The 21894-nt window shown below is 70.8% G+C and carries 17 protein-coding genes and 1 pseudogene; 7 read left to right on the plus strand and 11 right to left on the minus strand.

Annotated features, from left to right (window positions below; all coding sequences use genetic code 11):
* Window positions 1-211 precede the first annotated feature (211 nt).
* A complete protein-coding gene (locus BJY18_RS11655) occupies window positions 212-928 on the plus strand; it encodes a YoaK family protein (RefSeq protein ID WP_184779989.1) in 717 nt (238 codons plus the stop codon).
* 43 nt (window positions 929-971) lie between these two features.
* Here BJY18_RS11655 and BJY18_RS11660 read toward each other — a convergent pair whose 3' ends face one another.
* Entirely contained in the window at window positions 972-3011 is a 2040-nt protein-coding gene (locus BJY18_RS11660) for an acyl-CoA dehydrogenase family protein (RefSeq protein ID WP_184779990.1), read from the minus strand.
* Window positions 3012-3155: 144 nt separating this feature from the next.
* Here BJY18_RS11660 and kstR point away from each other — a divergent pair, with 144 nt between their 5' ends.
* On the plus strand, window positions 3156-3788 hold the full coding sequence (gene kstR, locus BJY18_RS11665) for a cholesterol catabolism transcriptional regulator KstR (protein ID WP_184779991.1): 633 nt from the start codon (window positions 3156-3158) through the stop codon (window positions 3786-3788).
* 421 nt (window positions 3789-4209) lie between these two features.
* Here the strand turns inward: kstR and BJY18_RS11670 are convergent, their stop codons facing one another.
* The gene (locus tag BJY18_RS11670; protein ID WP_184779992.1) at window positions 4210-5040 is read right to left on the minus strand and encodes an LLM class F420-dependent oxidoreductase; all 831 of its coding nucleotides are present in this window, start codon (window positions 5038-5040) and stop codon (window positions 4210-4212) included.
* A 105-nt stretch (window positions 5041-5145) separates the two neighbouring features.
* Here BJY18_RS11670 and BJY18_RS11675 point away from each other — a divergent pair, with 105 nt between their 5' ends.
* Window positions 5146-5844: a class I SAM-dependent methyltransferase gene (locus BJY18_RS11675; protein WP_184779993.1), complete on the plus strand. Its 699-nt coding sequence runs from the start codon at window positions 5146-5148 to the stop codon at window positions 5842-5844.
* A gap of 4 nt (window positions 5845-5848) precedes the next feature.
* On the opposite strand, the gene icmF is transcribed toward BJY18_RS11675, so the two are convergent.
* Window positions 5849-9088, minus strand: a complete 3240-nt coding sequence (gene icmF / locus BJY18_RS11680; protein ID WP_184779994.1) for a fused isobutyryl-CoA mutase/GTPase IcmF — start codon at window positions 9086-9088, stop codon at window positions 5849-5851.
* Window positions 9089-9166: 78 nt separating this feature from the next.
* Between icmF and BJY18_RS11685 the strand changes: the two are divergent.
* Together BJY18_RS11685 and BJY18_RS11690 are read left to right on the plus strand one after the other, a co-directional pair.
* A pseudogene (locus BJY18_RS11685) lies at window positions 9167-9415 on the plus strand (ArsR/SmtB family transcription factor); the annotation flags it as partial.
* Entirely contained in the window at window positions 9405-9740 is a 336-nt protein-coding gene (locus tag BJY18_RS11690; protein ID WP_184779996.1) for an SRPBCC family protein, read from the plus strand. The pseudogene BJY18_RS11685 and the gene BJY18_RS11690, both read left to right, overlap by 11 nt.
* 43 nt (window positions 9741-9783) lie before the next feature.
* On the opposite strand, the gene BJY18_RS11695 is transcribed toward BJY18_RS11690, so the two are convergent.
* The 4 genes from BJY18_RS11695 to BJY18_RS11715 are packed head-to-tail and all read right to left on the minus strand — an operon-like array spanning window position 9784 to window position 16429.
* A complete protein-coding gene (locus BJY18_RS11695) occupies window positions 9784-10413 on the minus strand; it encodes a GTP-binding protein (RefSeq protein WP_184779997.1) in 630 nt (209 codons plus the stop codon).
* A complete protein-coding gene (locus tag BJY18_RS11700) occupies window positions 10394-11161 on the minus strand; it encodes a DUF742 domain-containing protein (protein ID WP_184779998.1) in 768 nt (255 codons plus the stop codon). Before BJY18_RS11700 ends, BJY18_RS11695 begins: the two co-directional genes overlap by 20 nt.
* A gap of 7 nt (window positions 11162-11168) precedes the next feature.
* Window positions 11169-11621, minus strand: coding sequence for a roadblock/LC7 domain-containing protein (locus BJY18_RS11705; protein WP_033295708.1), 453 nt, complete (start codon window positions 11619-11621; stop codon window positions 11169-11171).
* Window positions 11618-16429, minus strand: a complete 4812-nt coding sequence (locus tag BJY18_RS11715) for a nitrate- and nitrite sensing domain-containing protein (RefSeq protein ID WP_312873820.1) — start codon at window positions 16427-16429, stop codon at window positions 11618-11620. Before BJY18_RS11715 ends, BJY18_RS11705 begins: the two co-directional genes overlap by 4 nt.
* Window positions 16430-17399: 970 nt before the next feature.
* Between BJY18_RS11715 and BJY18_RS11720 the strand changes: the two genes are divergently transcribed.
* Together BJY18_RS11720 and BJY18_RS11725 are read left to right on the plus strand one after the other, a co-directional pair.
* Window positions 17400-17834: a DUF485 domain-containing protein gene (locus tag BJY18_RS11720; protein ID WP_184779999.1), complete on the plus strand. Its 435-nt coding sequence runs from the start codon at window positions 17400-17402 to the stop codon at window positions 17832-17834.
* A complete protein-coding gene (locus tag BJY18_RS11725; protein ID WP_184780000.1) occupies window positions 17831-19429 on the plus strand; it encodes a monocarboxylic acid transporter in 1599 nt (532 codons plus the stop codon). Before BJY18_RS11720 ends, BJY18_RS11725 begins: the two co-directional genes overlap by 4 nt.
* A 74-nt stretch (window positions 19430-19503) precedes the next feature.
* Here the strand turns inward: BJY18_RS11725 and BJY18_RS11730 are convergent, their stop codons facing one another.
* The 4 genes from BJY18_RS11730 to BJY18_RS11745 all read right to left on the minus strand — a co-directional run bounded on the left by BJY18_RS11730 (window position 19504) and on the right by BJY18_RS11745 (window position 21874).
* The gene (locus BJY18_RS11730; protein ID WP_184780001.1) at window positions 19504-19854 is read right to left on the minus strand and encodes a DUF3817 domain-containing protein; all 351 of its coding nucleotides are present in this window, start codon (window positions 19852-19854) and stop codon (window positions 19504-19506) included.
* A gap of 26 nt (window positions 19855-19880) precedes the next feature.
* Window positions 19881-20267, minus strand: coding sequence for a hypothetical protein (locus BJY18_RS11735; RefSeq protein ID WP_184780002.1), 387 nt, complete (start codon window positions 20265-20267; stop codon window positions 19881-19883).
* Window positions 20268-20334: 67 nt separating this feature from the next.
* On the minus strand, window positions 20335-21231 hold the full coding sequence (locus tag BJY18_RS11740; RefSeq protein WP_184780003.1) for a lytic transglycosylase domain-containing protein: 897 nt from the start codon (window positions 21229-21231) through the stop codon (window positions 20335-20337).
* A 151-nt stretch (window positions 21232-21382) separates the two neighbouring features.
* The gene (locus BJY18_RS11745) at window positions 21383-21874 is read right to left on the minus strand and encodes a helix-turn-helix transcriptional regulator (RefSeq protein ID WP_184780004.1); all 492 of its coding nucleotides are present in this window, start codon (window positions 21872-21874) and stop codon (window positions 21383-21385) included.
* Between the last annotated feature and the right edge of the window lie 20 nt (window positions 21875-21894).

A 21894-nucleotide genomic window follows, 5' to 3' on the forward strand; every position in this document is an offset into this window, starting at 1 on the left:
ACCCGGCGTTGTGTACCAGGAATGCGGGCGAGTTCATGCCTCTCCGGCACGGTTCACCCGATGGTGCCGAATCGGGCACCACCGGTGATCTTTTTACCCCTCCTCGGCTGCTTCCCGGGTGTTTTTCCCTAGGCTGGAAGCGGCGGTGCGGCCCGGTGTGGTCTCCCGATGGCCCCGCCGTGCCGCGTTTCAACGGCGCAGGAGGAACCCCGTGAAGACGAAGCTCGACAGCGAAGCTGTCCTGTCCTGGGTGCTGTCCGCCCTGGCCGGCATGGCCGGGGCGGTCGCCTACGCGCACACCTCCGGCTACTTCGTCACCTTCATGACGGGCAACACCGAACGCGCCGTGATCGGGCACTTCGTCGGCACTTCCGACGTCGCGTTCGGCGGACTGGGGCTGATCGCGGCGTTCCTCGCCGGCGTCGTGGTGGCCTCACTGCTGCGGCGGCACGTGTGGCGACGGCATCCGCACGGGGCGAGCGTGCTCACCACGATCTCCCTGGTGGGCGCGTCCGTGGTCGAGCTCGGGATCAACGGATGGCTCGGCGACGAGGTCACCTTCACCCCGGTGCTGTTCATCGCCTTCGGCATGGGCGCGCTGAACTGCTCGTTCGTCCGCGGCGGCGAGGTCTCCATCCCGCTCAGCTACGTCACGGGCACGGTGGTCAAGCTGGGCCAGGGAATCGAGCGGCACCTCAGTGGCGGCAGCGTCTTCGACTGGCTCGGCTACGCACTGGTGTACGTGTCGTTCGCGGTCGGCGCGGCCGCCGGCGGCCTGCTTGACCTGGTGACCACCGGAGCGCAGATGCTCGCCGCCACCACGGTGGCGTGCGCGCTGGTGAGCGTGTACACCTACGTGCATCTCGACCGGGTCCCCATCCCGCACCAGCAGAATGCCGACCGGCAGCCGCTGCGTGGAGGCCGGTGACCCCGGACACCACCGTCCACAGTGGATTCGCAACCGATCCGGGTCAGCGGGGCAGGCCGAGCAGCCGTTCCGCGGTCGCGGTCCGCAGGATCTGCGTCGTGCCGCCGGCGATGGACAGGCAGCGCGTCAGCAGGAACTCTTGTGCGACAGGGGAATCCGGCGTCAGAGACGGGGTGAGCGTGAGCGCGAACTCGGCCACCTCCTGGCGGTGGCGCACGCCCAGGAGCTTCGCCACCGACGACTCCGCCCCGGGCCCCCGGCCGTCCAGGCGGCGCAGCGTGGCGCGCAGGTCGAGAACCGAGCACGCGCTCCCCTGACCGATCAACGCGCCGAGCCGTTCGGGATCCACGTCGTCCGGTACCGCCTCCAGCAGGGTTTCCACGCTTTCCCCCACCGCCGAACCGCTGCCCAGCGCCACGCGTTCGTTCGCCAGGGTCGTACGGGCCAGCTTCCAGCCGCCGCCGGGTTCGCCGACGACGTCGTCGTCCGGCACGAACACGTCGTCGAGGAAGACCTCGTTGAACACGCTCCGGCCGGTGATCTCCCGCAACGGGCGCGTGGTGATGCCGGCCGCCCGCATGTCCACCAGGAAGTACGTGATCCCCTTGTGCTTCGGGGCTTCCGGATCGGTGCGGGCCAGGCAGATCGCCCAGTCCGCCTCATGCGCCAGCGATGTCCACACCTTCTGCCCGGTGATCCGCCAGCCGCCCTCGTCCCGGCGCGCGGCCGTGCGCAGCGACGCGAGGTCCGAACCGGCGCCGGGTTCGCTGAACAGCTGGCACCAGGTCAGCTCACCGCGCAGGGTCGGCCCGGCGAACCGGTCCCGCTGCTCGGACGTGCCGTGCGTGAGGATGGTGGGCACCGCCCAGGCGCCCACGACCAGGTCCGGACGTCGGATTCCGGCGGCCGCCAGTGCCGCGTCGATCCGCAGCTGGGTGGCCGGGTCGGCGGCGCGGCCGTACGGCGCGGGCCAGTGGGGCATCATCAGCCCCGAGTCAGCCAACGCGACCCGTTGCTGTTCTTCCGGCTTCGCCGCGATTTCGCTGACCGCGCGCGTCACTTCGGGATCTTCACCGACGTCGACGGCGAGCGTTCGGCGCTCCCCGGACAGCGTCAGTTCCGCAGCCCTGCGACGCCACCACGGCGTGCCGCCCAGCCAGTGCCGCAACGCCAATGCCCGTCGCAGATAAAGGTGCGCTTCGTGCTCCCACGTGAAACCAATTCCGCCGAGAACCTGTACGCAATCTTTCGCGTTCTCCACAGCCGCGTCGAGTACGACCGCGGCCGCGCTCGCCACCGCGAGCGCACGCTGCGGGCTTTCGACCGCCGAAGCGCCGTCCCACGCCAACGCTTCGGCCGCTTCCGCACGGCACAACATCTCCGCACACAGGTGCTTCACCGCCTGGAAGGAGCCGATGGGGTGACCGAACTGCTCACGCACTTTCGCGTACTCGACAGCGGTGGTCAGGCACCACCGCGCGACACCAGCGGCCTCCGCGATCGCGAGCGTCGCCGCGAGATCGCGCACGCCGCTCAGCGCCAGCCGCTCACCCGGCAGCTCGCCCGAGCACCGGATCCGTCCCAGCGGACGGGAGAAGTCGAACGGTGTCAAGGATTCCACCTCGACACCCGGCGAATCCGGTGGCACCAGCACGTACTGGCCGCCTTCCGGCACGAGCAGCCACGCTCCGGCGTCCGCGCCCGGTACCGGCCCGGAAATCCCGGCGAACAGCGGTTCCAGCAGCACGGCCACCCGCTCATTGCCCTCGGCGATCCGAGCGGCGAGTTCCTTGTCGTGTTCCGCCAGCAGAAGCCCACCCAGCGCCGTACTGAGCAGTGGTCCGGGCACCAGCGCCTCGGCTGCCGCGGCGAGCCCGGCGGCGAGGTCGGCGACGGTCCCGTCCGCCCCGCCGGCCGCGGCGGGGAGGGCGATCCCGGTCAGCCCGAGCGCCGGGAACGTGCCGGGCACCCCCGCCCCGGCCTGCTCGGCCGCGCGCACGGCCGCGACCGGATCGTGGTCCGCGGCCCAGCCGCGGACGGCGGCGGCCAGTGCGGCCTGTTCGTCGGTGAGCGCGACCGGCATCGGTCCTCCTCGCGAGACGGGACTACTCGCGAGTGTAGAACGTGTTACAGTTTTTCGGCCAGTGGGTCGATCGTGGATTGTGTCGCCAGGGAAGGTACGCTGAAGGTCGAACTGGAACGAGTTCCGCAGGACAGGAGAGTGCCGATGCCGGGCAAGGCGAAGGCTCCGGTGGCGAAGTCCCGGGCGAACGGCCTCGGCGCGATGGGTGACGAGCTGGGCTCGGCGGCCCAGCGCGACCGCCGCCGCCGCATCATCGAGGCGACCCTCTCGCTCGCGTCCAAGGGCGGCTACGACGCGGTGCAGATGCGCGCGGTCGCGGAGAAGGCCGACGTGGCGCTGGGCACGCTGTACCGCTACTTCCCGTCGAAGATCCACCTGCTGGTGTCCGGCCTGGCGCTGCAGTTCGAGCGGGCGCACGACAAGATCGAGCGCGCGGCGATCCCCGGGGAAAGCCCGTCCGACCGGCTGATGTTCGTCCTGGGCCGCAACACCCGACTGATGCAGCGCGATCCGCACCTGACCGAGGCGATGGTGCGCGCGTTCATGTTCGCCGACACCTCCGCGGCGGCCGAGGTCGAACTGGTCGGCCGGCAGATGGAGGACATGTTCGCCAGCGCCATGGGCATCGACGAACCGACCGAGGCCGACCGCGACATCTTCCACGTCGTCGCGGACGTGTGGATGGCCAACCTGGTCGCCTGGGTCACCCGCCGCGCCTCCGCCGCGGACGTCGCCAACCGGCTCGAACTGTCGGTGCACCTGCTGCTGGACAAGTAACCACCGCACTTCAGGAAGCCAGCGCGAGCAGCTCGTCCAGCGCCGGCCGCGCGACGGCGAACCGATGAGTCCGGCAACGCCTGCGCACCGCCGTCGGGCCCGCTGCCAGGTGGCTTCGCCGAGCCGTGCCGCCGTGGCCGGCTCGGACAGCCGCCGCCCGATCCGTTCGAAAGCCTCGGCGCACCGGCCACGCAAGTCACGCGGCCAGCGCGCCGGCGGAGACACCGCGTGCAGTGCCGGCCAGTCGCTCTCCCCACTGCCGGGGCAAGCCACATCCGGCTATCGGCAACGCAGTACGACCGACGACGCTCCGCTCACGAACAGCTTCCGAGTACTCCCCCGCGGTCAGCCGGCCGCACGGTCAGGACCGAAACCCCGTGAGTCAGCTCCCGGCCTCCGGTCCGGCTCACGCTCGCGCGGCTCAGCGGAAGCCGGCGGCCACCCGGGCGAAGTCGTCCAGCGCGCTCAGTGTCTCCGCTTCCGGCATGGTCTTCAGCAGGAACGTGTAGCGCTCCAGGCCCGCGTCGGCGAAGCCCTTGATCACGTCGGCGTCCGGGGTGCCGCCGAAGACCGTGAACGGGACGTCGGTGCGGCCCTGTTCGGCGAGCCAGTCGCGGACGCGGCGGATCTCGTCGGTCGGGGTGCCCGGGCGCGGCAGCCACGCGTCGCCGTGCTCGGCCAGCCTGCGCAGGGCCGCCGGACTCTCACCGCCGACGTAGATCGGCGGATGCGGGGTCTGCACCGGCTTGGGCCAGGCGAAGAACGGGTCGAAGTCGAGGTGCTCGCCGTGGAACTCCGCCTGCTCCTGCGTCCAGATCGCCTTCAGTGCCTGCAGCTGCTCGTCCATCAGCGCACCCCGCGTGCGCGGATCCGTGCCGTGGTCCGCCATCTCCTCGCGGTTCCAGCCCACGCCGACACCGAACGCGACCCGTCCACGCGAAACCAGGTCGAGCGAGGCGACCTCCTTGGCCGTGTGGATCGTGTCGCGCTGGATCAGCAACGCGATCCCCGTACCCAGCACCAGTTGCGAAGTGTTCACCGCGGCCGCGGTCAGCGCGACGAACGGGTCGAGAGTGCGGTAGTAGATGCGCGGCAGCTCGCCACCACCGGGGTACGGGGTCTGCCTGCTCGCCGGGATGTGCGAATGCTCGGCCAGGAACAGCGAGTCGAACCCGCGTTCCTCGAGTGCCTCGCCCAGCACGTCGGGCCGGATGCCGTCGTCGGTCACGAACGTGGAGATGCCAAATTCCATGGTCGTTCCTACCCGCGGACCGGGTGACGTATTCCCGCGCCGGTTGACAACTCACCCGATCGGTCCGCTAGCGTGAAATCATCAACCGTTGAATAGGAGGCCCGGATGGACGTCGCGGACATCGATTTCGAGCAGGTGTACCAGGGCACCACTCCCCTGGCATCGAAAATCCCGTGGGACATCGGCGGACCGCAGCCGCTCATCGTGGCGCTCGAGGAGGCCGGCGGCTTCCGCGGCGAAGTGCTCGACATCGGTTGCGGACTCGGTGAGAACGCCACGTTCCTCGCCGCCCGCGGCCACCACGTGACCGGGCTCGACGGCGCGCCGACCGCGCTGGACGAGGCCCGTGCACGGGCGGCCTCGAAGGGCCTGGACATCACCTTCGCCCAGGCCGACGCGACCCGTCTGGACGGCTACGAGGACCGGTTCGACACGGTGCTCGACAGCGCGCTCTACCACTGTCTGGACGAACAGGCGCGGCATGCCTACGTGGCCGCGCTCGTGCGCGCGACGAAGCCCGGGGCGCAGCTGCACCTGTTCTGCTTCTCCGACGACCTGCCCGAGGGCTTCCCCGTCCCGGCCCGGATCAGCGAACAGAGCCTGCGCGACACGGTCGGGCAGGGCTGGACGATCACCCGGCTGGAGCGAAAGGCCTACACCGCCTCGATCACGCGTGACGAGGCCGCCGAAGTAGCGCGCACGATGCTCCAGGGCGAACAGGCGCCGGACCTCGGCAGCCTGCCCGTCGACGAACAGGGACGAGTGCTGCTGCCGGTGTGGCAGCTGACCGCGCAGCGGGCGTGACGGCTCAGACGTTGCGCCGGTACTGACCACCGACCTCGAAGAACGCCTCGGTGATCTGCCCGAGCGAGCACACCCGCGCGGCATCCATGAGCACGTCGAACAGGTTGCCGCCGCGGGTGGCCGCCTCGCGCAGTGTCTTGAGCGCCTGCTGGGCGTCCTCGCGGTGCCGGTGCTGGAAGTCGGCGAGCCGGTCGAGCTGCGAACGCTTCTCGTCCTCGGTCGCGCGGGCCAGCTCCACTTCCACCTCGTCCTCGCCGGCTTTCGGGTTGCGGAAGGTGTTCACGCCGACGATCGGCAGCGAACCGTCATGCTTCTGCCGTTCGTACAGCAGCGATTCGTCCTGGATCTTGCCGCGCTGGTAACCGGTCTCCATCGCGCCGAGCACCCCGCCGCGTTCGGAGATCCGGTCGAATTCCGTGAGCACGGCCTCCTCGACCAGATCGGTCAGCTCGTCGATCACGAACGAACCCTGCAGCGGGTTCTCGTTCTTCGACAGGCCCCATTCCTTGTTGATGATCATCTGGATGGCCATCGCCCGGCGTACCGACGATTCGCTCGGCGTGGTGATCGCCTCGTCGTAGGCATTGGTGTGCAGCGAGTTCGCATTGTCGTACAGCGCGCAGAGCGCCTGCAGCGTGGTACGGATGTCGTTGAAGCTCATTTCCTGGGCGTGCAGTGAGCGGCCCGAGGTCTGCACGTGGTACTTGAGCTTCTGCGAACGGTCGTTCGCGCCGTAGCGCTCGCGCATCGCCACCGCCCAGATCCGCCGCGCGACCCGGCCGAGCACGGAGTACTCCGCGTCCATCCCGTTGGAGAAGAAGAACGACAGGTTCGGCGCGAAGTCGTCCACGCTCATCCCGCGCGCCAGGTAGGACTCCACATAGGTGAAGCCATTGGCGAGGGTGAACGCCAGCTGCGAAATCGGGTTCGCGCCGGCCTCGGCGATGTGATATCCGGAAATCGACACCGAGTAGAAGTTCCGTACACCGTGCTCGATGAACCATTCCTGGATATCGGCCATCATGCGCAGGCTGAATTCGGTGGAGAAAATGCAGGTGTTCTGCCCCTGGTCCTCCTTGAGGATGTCCGCCTGCACGGTCCCGCGCACGTTCTTCAGCGCCCACTCGCGCAGTTCGCCCGCCTCGGCCTCGTCCGGTTCGCGATCGTGCTCGGCGCGGAACTCCGCCAGTTTCTGGTCGATCGCGGTGTTCAGGAAGAACGCGAGAATGGTCGGCGCCGGACCGTTGATCGTCATCGACACCGAGGTGCTCGGCGCGGTGAGATCGAAACCGTCGTAGAGCACCTTCATGTCGTCCAGCGACGCGATGGAGACGCCGGACGTGCCGACCTTGCCGTAGATGTCCGGCCGGGTGGCCGGATCGTGGCCGTAGAGGGTGACCGAGTCGAACGCGGTGGACAGCCGCTTGGCCTCGGAATCGGACGACAGCAGCTTGAACCGGCGGTTGGTGCGGAACGGATCACCCTCGCCGGCGAACATCCGCGCCGGGTCCTCCCCCTCGCGCTTGAACGGGAAAACGCCCGCGGTGTACGGGAAGTAGCCGGGCAGGTTCTCCCGCCGCAGGAACGACAGCAGCTCCCCGGTCTCGGTGTACCGCGGCAGCGCGACCCGGGGGATCCGGTTGCCGGACAAGGTGTCGCGCCACAGCTGGGTGCGCAGCTCGCGGTCGCGGACCTTCACCACCAGCTCCTCGCCGCGGTACTCCTCGGCGAGCGCGTGGAACCGTTCGAGCAGCTTTGTCGACTCGCCGTCCACATCGGACTCGGCGGCGGCGAGCAGGCCGTCCAGCGCGTCCGTGCTCGCGTCCACTTCGGACAGCGCGGTCCTGGCTTCGGCCAGGTGCTCACGCTTGCGGAGCGCCGCGACCTGCTTGCCGGTCTGCGTGTGGTAGTCGCGCACGGTGTCCGCGATCTCCGCGAGGTAGCGCGCGCGGTTGCCCGGGATGACCGTGCTCGCGTCCGTGGACACCTTGCCCGACACCGCGGGCAGCACGCCCGCCGAGACCGAAAGGCCACGTTCGGCGAGCACGTCACGCAGATGCTGGTACAACGCGGTCACGCCGTCGTCGTTGAACTTCGCCGCGCTCGTGCCGTAGACCGGCATGTCCTCCGGGGCGGAACCGAACGCCTCCCGGTTGCGCACCAGCTGGCGGGCGACGTCACGGCGGGCGTCCTCGGCACCGCGGCGCTCGAACTTGTTGATCGCGACGACGTCGGCGAAGTCGAGCATGTCGATCTTCTCCAGCTGTGACGCGGCGCCGAACTCCGGCGTCATCACGTACAGCGATTCGTCGACGTGGTCGACGATGCCGGCGTCACCCTGGCCGATACCGGGGGTCTCCACGATCACCAGGTCGTAGCCGGCGGCCTTGCAGGCGAGGACGGATTCCTGCAGTCCCGCCGGGATCTCGCCGGCGGTGGTGCGGGTGGCCAGCGAGCGGAAGTACACCGGCGAGCCGTCCAGGCAGTTCATCCGGATCCGGTCGCCGAGCAGCGCGCCACCGCCCTTGCGTCGCGACGGGTCCACGGCCAGCACCGCGATCCGCAGCTTGTCCTCCTGGTCGAGGCGGAACCGGCGGATCAGCTCGTCGGTGAGCGAGGACTTGCCGGACCCGCCGGTGCCGGTGATGCCGAGGACCGGCACGGGCCGCTGCTCCGCGGCCTCGGTGATCGCCGCACGCCAGTCGGCGGGCAGGTTCTCCCGCTGCAGCTGCGTGATCACCCGGGCGAGCGCGGGCACCTCACCGGACAGCAGCTTGTCGACCGAGGCGGGCGGCTGCGTGGAAAGATCGCTGTCGCAGGCCTCGATCATCGAGTTGATCATGCCCGGCAGGCCCATCTCGTAGCCGTCCTCGGGCGAGAAGATCCGGGCGACGCCGCGCGAGTGCAGCAGCTCGATCTCCTCGCGCACGATCACGCCGCCCCCGCCGCCGAACACCTTGATGTGCCCGGCCCCGCGTTCGTTCAGCAGCTCGACGAGGTAGCTGAAGTACTCGACGTGCCCGCCCTGGTAGGCGGAAATGGCGACGCCCTGCACGTCCTCGGCGATGGCGGCGGTGGCCACCTCGTCCACCGAACGGTTGTGCCCCAGGTGCACCACCTCGGCGCCTTGGGACTGCAGGATCCGGCGCATGATGTTGATCGAGGCGTCGTGGCCGTCGAACAGGCTCGAGGCCGTGACGAACCGGACCGGGTTCTTCGGACGGTACAGATCGCTGCCGCTCATCCCACCAAAATACTCGGACTTCCTACTATCGGATAGCCAAACTGCAGTGACCGGGATCTCATCGAGCCTTGACACGGACGGCTCGCCCGCGGTGAGGCCACCGTGAGCGAGCTGGCCGCACCGTTCGAAGTGAGCCTGCAGGCGGTGTCGAAACACCTGAAGGTGCTGGAGCAAGCCGGGCTGATCAGCCGCGGACGGACCCGGCAATGGCGCCCGTGCCGGCTCGAACCCGCGCCGCTCGCCGGGATCGCCGGCTGGGTGGCCGAGTACCGGCGGTTCTGGGAGGACAGGTTCGACCGAGTTCCAGGCCTCCGAGGTGGCCACTGACCCCCGCCCCGGCGGCGGGTGGCGAGCCCGGATCCGCAGCGCGGAGTACGGCGTCGACCGCCGGATGGGCGGGGTCTACCGCGAGGTGCGCCCGCCCTCGCGGCTGGTGTTCACCTACCGCTGGGAGGAGCCGGACGACGAGGTGGGCGAGACCGTCGTGACGATCACCTTCGCCGACGCCGACGGCAAGACCGAGATGACCTTCCACCAGGGAAGGTTCCCCGACGAGACGGAGCGCGAAGGCCACCGGTACGGCTGGATGTCGGCCTTCGAGGACCTGGCGGCGGCGCTGGACGCGCCCGGCGACAGTCCCCGTTCACGCTGAACGGCGCCGGGCCACGGGGAAAGTGACCCGGCGCGACGCGGGATCAGTGGGCGTTCGCGTTGCTGCCGGCGTTGGCCGCCCGCAGCGCGATCCACTGCCGCATGGCGTACTCGACCAGCGTGATCAGCGTCTGTTTCGTCGACTCGCGTTCCCGGGCGTCGCACCGGACGATCGGGATGCTCGGGTCGATCGACAGCGCCTCGCGCACGTCGTTGATGTCGTGCTCGAGGACCCCGTCGAAGGTGTTGACGCCGACGATGTAGGGCAGCCCGCGGTCCTCGAAGAAGTCGATCGGCGCGAACGAGTCCGCCAGGCGGCGGGTGTCGGCCAGTACGACCGCACCGATCGCCCCGCGCACCAAGTCGTCCCACATGAACCAGAACCGCTGCTGGCCCGGGGTGCCGAACAGGTACAGGATCAGGTCCGCGTCGAGCGATACGCGGCCGAAGTCCATGGCGACCGTGGTGGTCGTCTTGTTCGGGGTCTGGTCGAGGTTGTCGATGCCGCGGCTCGCGTCGGTCATCATCGCCTCGGTGGTGAGCGGAACGATCTCCGACACCGAGCCCACGAACGTCGTCTTCCCCGCGCCGAAGCCGCCCGCGACCACGATCTTGGCCGATGTCATGGTCGGGGGTGCGGTTTCCCGCGGTGCCTTAAAGCCGACGGAGTCCACTCAAAACCCTTTCCATCAACATCAAGTGTGCTTCGGCGCCGTCCTGGCCCGAGATCGTCCGGTGCACGGTGACCAGGCCCGCGTCGGCGGCGTCGCTGATCAGCACTCTGGCCACCCCCAGCGGCACCCGCAGTGCCGCGGCGATCTCGGCCACCGAACGCGGTGTCCGGCACTCTTCCATGATCGAGACGCTCTCGATCTGCTCCGCGGCCGCCTCGGGGAAGCCCCCCGCGGCGACGTGGTCCTTCGTGGAGATCAGGGTCTCCAGTTCGAGCGCGTAGTTCGCCCGGGTGCGCCCGCCGGTGAGAGCGTACGGGCGCACGATCGACGTCTCCTCGTCCGGGTCCACGCGGTCGACGCGGTCCATGCGGTCCGGCCGGGTGAACGCGGTGGGCACGGAGAACTCGCCGCTCGGCGGTCCGGGATCGAAGAGCCCACCTGGTCTGGGGCCGTCGGAGTCCGTACTGCCCGGTGGAGAGACGAGAGAGGTCACACCATCTCCTAGGTCGGCAGGCGGCGGTGCCGCCTGCGGTTCCGCCGCCGCATGCGCTGCGGGGGCGGGCGGCTCGGGGGGCTGGGTTTCCTTGCCGGTCTTCTTCCGCTTCTTGCGTGAGCGGCCCGAATCGAGGCTGAAGCCGTTGAAGACGTCGGCGATCGTGCCGTCGTCGTCGGCGTCGCGAGCCTCCCCGCGCGGGGGCTCGCCGCCGTCTGGAGGCTCGTCGCCGAACAGTCCGGACCCCTGGCTCATCGCGCCATCATCCCACCGGTTCGCCGATCAGCGAGCCCCCGGCACCCTGCAGCTGCGCACGCAGCTCCGGGGTGAGGATCTGACCGACCCGGTCCACCAGCATGGTCATCTCGTAGGCCACCTGGCCGATGTCGCAGTTGGGTGCGGCGAGGATGGCCAGGCACGACCCGTCGCTGATGGACATCAGCACCATGATGCCGAGCTCCATCTCCACGACGGTCTCGCGTACAGTGCCCGCCTCGAAGCAGCGTGCGGCGCCCTGGGTCAGGCTGACCAGCCCGGAGGCCACGGCCGCGAGCTGGTCGGCCCGGTCGAGCGGCAGCCGGTTGGAGGCGGTGAGCAGCAGCCCGTCGGCCGACACCACGACCGCGTGCGCGACTCCGGGGACCCGCTCGGCGAAGTCGTTCACCAGCCAGCCGAACTGGTTCTGCTGCGGCTGGGCCGCATTCGGCGAGGTCATTCACCCTCCAGTGTTTCGTGGTTCTTCTCGGCGGCCTGCGCGGTGCGGTGGCGGCCGCGCTGGATACCCTGCTGGAAACTGCTCAGGCGGCCACGCACATCGTGCGCGTCGCGGGACGGACGGGGTCGCGCCGCCCCCGAAGGCGGCGGTGCACTACCCGGGAGAAGCTGCTCTCCCCGGCGGCGACGGGGCAATCCTGCCGAAGTGAACGAAGTGGGCGCGGACTGGGACACCGCTTCCACGGTCCGCCAGCCCTCATCCGACCCGAACGTCCACTCCGCGCCGCCCTTTCCTCCCCCGGCAGCCTCGAGCCCGGCCACCGCGGCAGGCACCTGCCCCGGATCGGCCGCGGGCGGCCCGGGCGGCAACTCGGACGCCCCCCGCCGCCGGCTCGGCAACGCCTCCGGCCGCTCCGGACGTCCACCGTCCACCCCGGGCCGGCCCGGCTGGGTGGCGGGCTGTCCGGCCGGGGTGGGCTGTCCGGCCGGGGTGGGCTGTCCGGCCGGGGTGGGCTGTCCGGCCGGGGTGGACGGCGTGGGCTGACCGGCCGGAGTGGACGGACCGCCTTGGCCGAGCTGCGTGGGCTGACCCGGTTGTGCGGGCTGACCCGGTTGCGTCGCCGGACCGGGCTGCGTCGGCTGGCCGGCCTGTGTGGCCGGACCGGCTTGCGTGGCCTGACCAGGCTGGGTGGGCTGTCCGGCCTCGGTGACCGGACCGGCCTGCGTGGGCGCTCCGGCAGCGTCCGGCTGGTCCGGACCACTTGCGTCCGCGATGGTCTGGTCCCGATCACTTGCGACCGGGGCGCCGGAAGCCGGGGCGCCGGCCGTGGGAGTGCTTGCGGCCGGGGCGTTCTCGGTAGATCCGGTCGCAGGCGCATCACTCGCAGCCGGGGCACTCTCGGCCGGGCTACCGGTGTCGGGCGCGGCCGTACCGGCGGCCCACCCGCTCGCACCGGACGTGGCGCTGGTGCCCGCGGACGACTGATCCGCCGGTTCCCGGCGCTCGGCACCGGAACCCGCCACACCAGCACCCGCTCCACGCTGTTCCACCGGATCCGGGCGCACAACACCGGTCTCGGCGACACCAGCACTCGACGCGGCCTGAACCGACGGCTTCGGGCCCTCGATGCCGGACCTGGCGGTCAGGCCGTTCGTCTCCGCGGACTGGGCGTCCGCCGGGGCGGGACGGCCGGAGTGCTCCGCGGACGGGTCGCGACGGTCTGCTTCGGCGGGCCTGCTGCCGTCCGCTGAGCCGGACTGGTCCGGACCAGTTGCCGGGTCGTCCGTGGCGGGGGTCTGACCCCGGTTTCCCATGAACGCGGCCGCGACCCGTGCACGTCCGGTGTCCGGTGGGGGGCTTCCCTCGCCGGCGGTCGGGCGGTGTCCCGCGTCCCCTTCGGAGGACGAACCGTCCTGAGCCGGCGTGAACGCGGACGGGAACCGTGGCGCATCGCCGGCGGGACCGGGCGAAGTGGCACCCGGAGTGCGCCGCGGCATCGCGGCGGGACGGTCCGGGCCGGCAACGCCATCCGGCCCGCCGACGGTGCCCGGGCGGGAAGCTTCCTCTCCGCCCGTAGTGGATCCGGCCGTAGCGGAACCGCCGGTGGTCGAATCAGGCGTGGCCGATCCCCGCTGCAGATCCTGCGCCGGCACGGAACCGGCGCGGTCCGGTTGCTCGCCCGACGCCCCAGATCCAGAATCAGCCTGACCGGCCCGCTCACCCTGCGACGAAGACCCAGCGCCCGCCTGTCCGGACTGCTCGCCCGGGACTGGCCCGGCGCTCGTCTGACCAGACCGCTCGGTCTGTGGGGTGAACACCGATCCGACCGGACCCGGCTGGCCGGCCGGGACGCCGAAGGCTGCCGGTCGCTGTTGCTCGTCCGGCGTGCCGGGTGCGAAGCCCGCCACCGGGTGGGCGGACTGCTCGCCCGGGCTGCCGCCGGAGTCACGGACGTGCTGGCGGCCCCGGTTCACTCCGCGCTGGAAGCTCGTCAGGCGGCCGCGGACGTCGGATGGGTCGCGGACGGGCAGTTCCCGCTCCTGGTCCGGTTCCGGCGCGATCGGTTCCGGGGTCGCGCTGCCGGGCAGCAGCTGCTCACCCTTGCGGCGCCGGGGCAGGCCCGCCTTCGTGAACGCGGTCGGCTCGGACTGGGTGACCGCCTGGACCGTGCGCCAGTTCTCATCGCTGGCGAAGTCCCAGTTGCGCTCGTCCTGCGCGGGCGTGGTGACCGGAGCATCCCCGGCCGCGGCCACCGGCTCCGCCGTCTCGTCCTCAGTGGACGGCGCCGGCGACCGGAACCAGGCCGACAGCATCTCGTCGAAGATCGGCGTGTTCTCGATCGTCGTCTCGGCCGCCGAGGGCGGCGGCACCTCCGGCACCTGCTGCGCCGCCTGGTTCCACCAGTCGCTCAGCGTGGTGCCGTTGGCCGCGGAGAACAGGTCCTTGCCCGAGGGCAGCTCGTCCCGCGGTGGTTCCCCGGACTCCTGCGACGGAGACGACGGAGACGATGCCGGCGGAGCCGGAGACGACGGCCCGGGCACGGGTTCCGGCCGCGGCGGCGGCACGTCCACGACCTGCGGCATCCGCGGCGCGGACGGCGGCGCCGGATCGTCCCGCGGGATCGGGCTGAACAACGCGGTCCCGGAGACCTCCAGATCCGACGGCGGGCGGACACCCTGCTCCGGGGGATAACCCGCGAGGTCGCTCGGCGAAGGCCAGCGCTGGTCGCCGGACGGCAGCATGCCCGGGCGCGGCGAGCCGTTGGCCGGACGCTGCCGGCGCGGCAGGCCACCGGGAGTCGACGGCGGCGCGGGAATGCTCGTGATCGGGCCGGTCTCGGTCATCGAACCGGTCATCACCAGCTCCGGCGGCACCACCACGGTGGCGCGCACCCCGACGATGTCCTTGCCACCGTGCAGTGAGACGCCGATGCGGTGCCGCCCGGCGAGCCGGCCGACGACGAACAGGCCCATCCGCCGCGACGTCGCGAGGTCGACCGAACCCGAGTCGGTGAGGCGGCCATTGGCCTCGAGGACCTCGTGCTCGTTCATGCCGATGCCCTTGTCGAGGATGTCGACGTTGAGGGAGCCGTCCTCGGCGAGCCGCGTCGCGACCGTCACCTGGGTCTCCGGCGCGGAGAACGCGGTCGCGTTGTCGAGCAGCTCCGCGACCAGCCGCTGCACGTCGCTCGCGGCGAACCCGACGATCTTCACCACCGGCGGGTGCTGCACGGAAACCCGTTGGTACTGTTCGATTTCCGAGACCGCGGCACGCAGCACGTCGTGCGCGGTCACCGGCTGCCCGGAACGGCGGCCCGGCTCGGCGCCGGAGAGCACCATCAGGTTCTCGTTGTTGCGCCGCATCCGGGTGGCGAGGTGGTCGAGCTGGAACAGCGTGGCCAGCTGGTCGGCGTCCTCCTCGTCGCGCTCCAGCCGCTCGATCAGCTGCAGCTGCCGCTGCACGAGGCTCTGGCTGCGCCGCGACAGGTTCACGAACACACTGCTGTACCCGGCACGCATCGCGGCCTGCTCGGTCGCGAGCCGCAGCGCCTGGCTGTGCACCTTCTCGAAGGCGCGCGCCACCTCACCGACCTCGTCGTGCACCTGCACCGGGACCGGCTCGACCTCGACGCTCTGCGCGCGGCCCTCCTGGATGTTGCGCACCGCGTCCGGCAGGTCCTTTTCGGCCACGTCGAGCGCGCTGCGCCGCAGTGTCTTCAGTGAACGCAGCAGCTGCCGGGTGATCACGAACACGACCGCGGCGGCCGCGGCGAGCGCGGCGAACAGCAGCACGGCGAGCAGGCCGGCACTGCTGCTGGCGTCCTCCACCAGCGCCGCGGACGCCGCGGTGAGGTCGGTGGCCATCCGGTTGCCGACCTCGTTCAGCTGTCCGGTGACGGCGTTCGCAGCGGCGTTCCACTCCTGTGCGGACAGCCCGCGGAGCGCGGCGTCACTCGAAGCGCCCTGCTGCCCGAGCACGGTGCCGACCATCCGCTTCAGGTCATAGGACGTGTCCGGCTTGAGTGTGCTGTCGAGGTCCTGCCGCTGGGGCGCGGTGGCCGCGGCGGTGAAGTCGGCGATGCGGTCGTCGTAGCGCAGCTGCGCGTCGCGTACGTTGCTCAGCTCTTGCGGAGTCAGCGAACCGTCGTCGATGCCGTAGGCCACGATCGCCTGCGTGACCGAGGTCTGTTCCTTCGCGGCTTCGAGATCGTGCAGTGCGCTCGGGGTGCTGCCGAGAGCGTCCGCGCTGGCGCCCGCCGCCACCGCGGTGTCCGCGCCGATCAGCGCCGCGGTCACCGCGTTGTAGTCGCTGACCGCCTCGGCCGCGTGCAGCAGCCCGGCGCCGACCTGCTGGCGGATCACGGCGATCTCGTTGACCTGCGCGGTCGCCGAGTTCACCGCGCCGGACACGCTGGAGCCGTCGGCACCCGCGCGGGTGGCCGCCTCGGTGAACGGGCCGATGGCGGCGTCGGTGGCGTCACGCGCGGACTTCAGCTCGGGTGTGACCCCCGAGGCGCCCGCGCTCAGCTGCGCGGCGGTCAGGGTGCGCTCACGTTGCAGCCCGTCGGTGAGCGCACGCAGCTGCGTGCTGAGCGCGACGAGCCGGTCGATCCGCTGGTAGTCGCTGGACCGCGACACCTGACCCACGATCGCGGTGATACCCAGTACCAGCGCGAGCACGATGGGGACCAGCGTGACGGCGGACAGCTTGACCGGCAGGCTCCAGTCCCGCCAGCGCATCGCCGCCCGCCAGCCGGACGACCCGCGCGGCCGCCGCGGCGGGCGGCCGAGCAGTTTCTCCACAGGCACTTGGCCTTCTCCTGCAACGGTCACGAAAGTGACTCCCTGTCCGGCGTCGTGGCTGCCCGCCGACGGCACCCGGCGCTACGGGTGCGGTCCACGGCGTTCCGCCGATCCGCGCGATCGACCGGCCCCAGGCCCGCACGTGCGGATCCGGCGCGGCACCGGAAGCCGGCCGGCTTCCCGGGACTCTGCACGTGCACGGCGCAACTTGCGTACTGCACGGCTGCGGTCGAGATCAACTTGACGGTGCCTTATCTATCGCTGCGGTCAGCTGGGCCAAAGAATCGTACACCAATCCGGCGGAACCTTATTGTCTTCCGCGGCGCGCGGCTGACCTGGGAAAATGGCCGGAACCGGCGGGAGTGCGCCGTGGAGTTTCCGGTCGCGGACGCGAAGAGGGAATTTCGGTTACCGCTTGCGCCGGACCGGACGGTCCTCCGGTCACCCGATCAGCCCACGGAGGGTAGCCGAAACCCGGACCAGGCCTACGCTGCGTGCCCCCATCGGGTGGATCAACCCCGAAGATGAACCCGATGTTGTGGAGATGCAGCGACTCGCCGCCCGACCCGGTGATTTCTTTCGGCCTGCCGGCTCCGTCCGGCAATCGTCCCCCGACGGTCCGCCGGCCTCCGGACGAGGCAGCCCGCGCTCACTACCCGGGGTCACTGCCGAGGCAGTCGGAGCAGCGTTCGCCCCGCCATTTGCCGCAACCGCTCCGCGGGGCGGCAACACCCCGTCACATCGCCACTCACTATTCCGAGTGATCGAACCGTGATCTTCCGGAAAACGTCCCGCACCGGTATTTTCCAGCCGAAATCGAATTCCCCGCGGGCCTCCCGGAACCGGCTTTTCCCCACTCTCGGGGCATCGTTAGTATGGCCGCCTCCCCGTCCGCAAGGGCGATCCGGGTGCCATCCGAACGAGGCCCGGTCCCGTCCGACCCCGACCACGGGCGCAAGTTGCCGGAGGCTCTCCCATGCACAACGTCGCGCGCACCCCCGCGCCGGCCACCCCGCTCGAGGAAACCGGCCGGATGCCGGCGCTGTTCGACCGCGACGGCAGCACGCCCACCGAACCCGAGGCGGCCCCGCAGGGACCGGACTACGACCTGATCCAGCGCAGCCCGGAGTTCCGCACGCTGCGCACGCGGTTCCGCCGCTTCGTGTTCCCGATGAGCGTGGCGTTCCTCCTCTGGTACCTGCTCTACGTGGTGCTGGCCGCGTACGCGACCGACTTCATGGCCACGCCGGTGTTCGGCCTGGTCAACGTCGGCATGCTGCTGGGTCTCGCACAGTTCGTGACCACCGCGCTCATCACCTGGCTCTACACCCGCTTCGCGGAGCGCCAGATCGACCCCCGCGTCGCCGAGCTGCGGGAACGGGCCGCCGTGACGGAAGGAAAGCCCCTGTGACCACCACCCTGGCCGCCGGCACGGAGGCGAACAACCCGGTGGTGAACATCGCGGTGTTCGCGGTGTTCGTCGCGATCACCCTGTTCGTCGTCTACCGCGCGGGCAACCGCCGTTCCTCCACCTCCGGCTACTACACCGCCGACAGCGCCTTCTCCGGACGGCAGAACGGCGTCGCGCTCTCCGGTGACTTCCTGTCCGCCGCCTCGTTCCTCGGCATCGCCGGCGCGATCGCGATGCACGGCTACGACGGCTTCCTCTACTCCATCGGCTTCCTCGTCGCCTGGCTCGTCGACCTGCTGCTGATCGCCGAACTGCTGCGCAACACCGGCCGGTTCACCATGGGCGACGTGCTGAGCTTCCGGATGCAGCAGCGTCCGGTGCGGGCCGCGTCGGCGACCTCGACGCTGGTCATCTCGTTCTTCTACATGCTCGCTCAGATGGCCGGCGCGGGCGGGCTGATCGCCCTGCTGCTGGACGTGCACTCGAAACTCGGCCAGAGCCTGGTGATCGTGGTGGTCGGCCTGGTGATGGTCTGCTACGTGCTGATCGGCGGCATGAAGGGCACCACCTGGGTGCAGATCATCAAGGCCAGCATCCTGCTCATCGCGAGTGCCCTGATCACGGTGTTCCTGCTCGGCAAGTTCGGCTTCAGCTTCTCGAACCTGCTCTCCGCGGCCACCGACCGCAGCCCGATGGGCAAGCAGCTGCTGGAGCCGGGCGGAGCCTACGGCAAGGACGGCACCACGAAACTCGACTTCGTCTCGCTGTCGCTCGCGCTGGTGCTGGGCATCGCCTCGCTGCCGCACGTGCTGATGCGTTTCTACACGGTGCCGAACGCTTCGGAGGCCCGCCGTTCGGTGGTGTGGGCGACGGTGTGCATGTTCGTCTTCTACCTGTGCACGCTGGTGATCGGCTTCGGCGCGGCCGCACTGGTCGGTTCGGATGAGATCAAGGCGGCGCCCGGCGGCGAGAACTCCGCGGCCCCGCTGCTGGCCCTGCACATCGGCGGGACGGTGCTGCTCGGCATCATCTCGGCGGTCGCGTTCGCGACCATCCTGGCCGTGGTGGCCGGCCTGACGATCACCGCGTCGGCCTCGTTCGCGCACGACGTGTACGCGAACATCTTCAAGAAGGGCAAGGCGGAGCCGCGCGACGAGGTGCGGGTGGCCCGGCTGACCGCGGTCGTGATCGGGGTGCTGGCCATCCTCGGCGGGATCCTGGCGAACGGCCAGAACGTGGCCTTCCTGGTCGCGCTCGCGCTCGCGGTGGCGGCCTCGGCGAACCTGTGCACCCTGCTGTACTCGCTGTTCTGGAAGCGGTTCAACACCACCGGAACGCTCTGGAGCATCTACGGCGGGCTCGGCGCGTGCGTGCTGCTGGTGCTCTTCTCCCCGGTCGTGTCGGGGGCGCCGGACGCGATCTTCCCGCACGTGGACTTCCACTGGTTCCCGCTGAAGAACCCGGGCCTGGTGTCGATCCCGTTCTCGTTCCTGTGCGGTGCGATCGGCACGTTCGCCGGCCGCTCGAAGGCGGACCCGGCAAAGCACGCGGAGATGGAGGTCCGCTCGCTGACCGGCATCGGCTCCGACACCTGAGCACACGCGCGGCCTCGGCTGTCATCCCCCGGCCGAGGCCGCCGCGGTGTGCGGTGTGGTGCTGCCGGAGCGTCTCAGAAGATGTCCCGGCCTGCCGGGACTCGGTGCGACACCCGGCGTTCGACCAGGAACGACACGAACGGAATGCATCCGGCCAGCAGGACCAGCACGGTGCTCTTGATCGACCAGCGGGTCTTGATCGCCAGGTCGATGGTGAGGACCAGGTAGATCATGTACAGCACGCCGTGGATCGGCGAGTACACCGCGGCCGGGGTCGCGTTGTCGAAGCCGTACTCGATGACGAGGGTCACGCAGAGCGCGAGCAGGCCGAGGCCGGTCACGTAGGCGGCGACGCGGAACCGGGTCAGCGCACCGGTCACCTTCGCGGAGCGGGCCGGGGCGGCGCCTTCGGTGCTGGTCGTCATGGGAGCGTCCTCATTTCCGCGGGCGTTCAGGACTGCTGGTCGCGAGCGTGGAGCTCGCGCAGGTAACGGTTGTAGGCGGCGAGTTCGTCGTCCTCGTCGGCCGGCGGCGGGGTCGCGCGCCGCGGGGCGGGAACGGTCACCGCGGCCGGCGCGGGAACGCCGGCGTCGGCCGGTTCGGCCTCTTCCTGCGCGCGCAGCTTCCGGATGCGCCAGAACATGAACGCCGGGAACAGCCCGAACAGCGGCCACTGCAACACGTATCCGAGGTTCTGGAAGGTGCCGCTGGCGGACATGAACCGGTCCCACTGCCACCAGGCCAGCCCGCAGCACAGCGCAAGACTCACCACACACGTGGCGGCGATCGCGAGCCGCCGCCCGAGCGGGGACGCGGCCGGGCCGGGTTCTGCTGACACGGCTTCGACGCTAGCACTGGCCGCTCTCCCGTTCCCTGAGAGGCGGCTCAGCTGTGACGCACCACCGTCAGCCGGCCCGGACCCGCTGCGCGGACTTCGCGTAGCCGTCGGCCAGGCCGAAGACCTTCTGTGCGTACTCGGTCGAGTTGTTGTACGACAGGATGCCCGACCACCAGCCGGACGGGCCGGCCATGTCGCGCCCGCCCGCGCACAGGTACCGCGCCGCGGCCAGCGCCGCGTCGTCGATCTGCTGCGGGTCGCCCATCCCGTCGCCGCTGCCGTCGGACGCCCACTTCGCCCAGGTGCTCGGGATGAACTGCATCGGGCCGACCGCCCGGTCGGCCACCGGATCACCGTCGAAACGGCCGCGGTCGGTGTCGGTGATCGCGCGGACGCCGGCCGAACCGTCGAGCGGGACACCGATGATCGGCTTGGACGGACGCCCGTCGGCACCGAGCACCGCACCGCCGTACTGGCCGTGGTTGGACTCGATGCGTCCGACACCGGCGAGCGTCGCCCACGAGATCCGGCAGCCGGCGTCGGCCGAACGCATCGCGAGCTCCGCGTTGCCGTACGCGCGGACCGCGCGAGCCGGGATCCCGGTGGCATCCGCGACCTGCTCGGCCCAGCTCTCCAGCGGGTCACCCCCGGAGGGCTTCGCCGACTGCGGGGCCGTGCCCTGGTCCGCGCCGCCGGCGGCCGCGGCACTCACCGGGGCGATCGACCCCGGCTGCACGTCCACGGCTTTCACACTCAGCGCCGGGATGTCCGTGGTGGTCGGGCTCGCCACCGGGTCCGAGGCCCTGGTCACGAACCACACCCCGCCGCCGGCCAGTACGAGCACGCCGGCCACGACCGCGAGCCGCACGGCCAGTGCGACGCCGTGGCGACGCACGCGGGACGGCGTGGCCTCGATCTCGTCCCCGGCCGGCTCGGTGTCGGGGGTCTGTCCGGTGACGGGCACGAAACTCGGGTCCTCCAGGGTGGCGGTGGGTCGATCCGACCGGCTCGGGCCGAACGCAGTCGATCGAACAACGAGTCCGCGCAGATTAGCGTTACGCGCGCGGACCGGAGAGCCCCGCCACCCCGGTTCACCCGGCCGGACCGGAACGGTCTCAGGCCGGCTTCTGCTGCCTCGCCAGCCTCGCGACGCACCAGGCCGGCGCGCTGCCCCGGCGCAGGTGCTGCAACACGGTCATCGGGCCGAGCCTGCGGCTCAGGTCGGACGGCGCGAGACCGGCCGCCCGGTAGTCCAGCGCGCGCTGGTCGAGCGGGCTGAGCCCGGCGTCCCACCACCGCTGGGCCTCGGCGACGTCGCCGACCATCTGCCACCAGCCCGCGGCGGCCACGAGCAGCTCGTCGGGGACCTCCGGCAGCCGCTCGCGCATCGCGTCGAGGTAGCCGGGATCGGCGGCCTCGACCGGGGCGAACCGGCCGGGGGCGGAGCCACCGGAGCCACCGCGCTGGGCCGGGATGCCCGGCGGTGCCACGGGAGCGTCCGCGAGCCAGGCGGAGGCGATGCGGTCGACCTCCAGCTCCTCGGGAGTCCGCTCCCGCTCGGCCGCCCACTGCCGGATCAACGCGTCCACTCCGGGATCTCCGGTCATCCCTGCCTCCTACTCGGCCC

This window comes from Amycolatopsis jiangsuensis (genome assembly GCF_014204865.1).
GTDB lineage: Bacteria > Actinomycetota > Actinomycetes > Mycobacteriales > Pseudonocardiaceae > Amycolatopsis > Amycolatopsis jiangsuensis.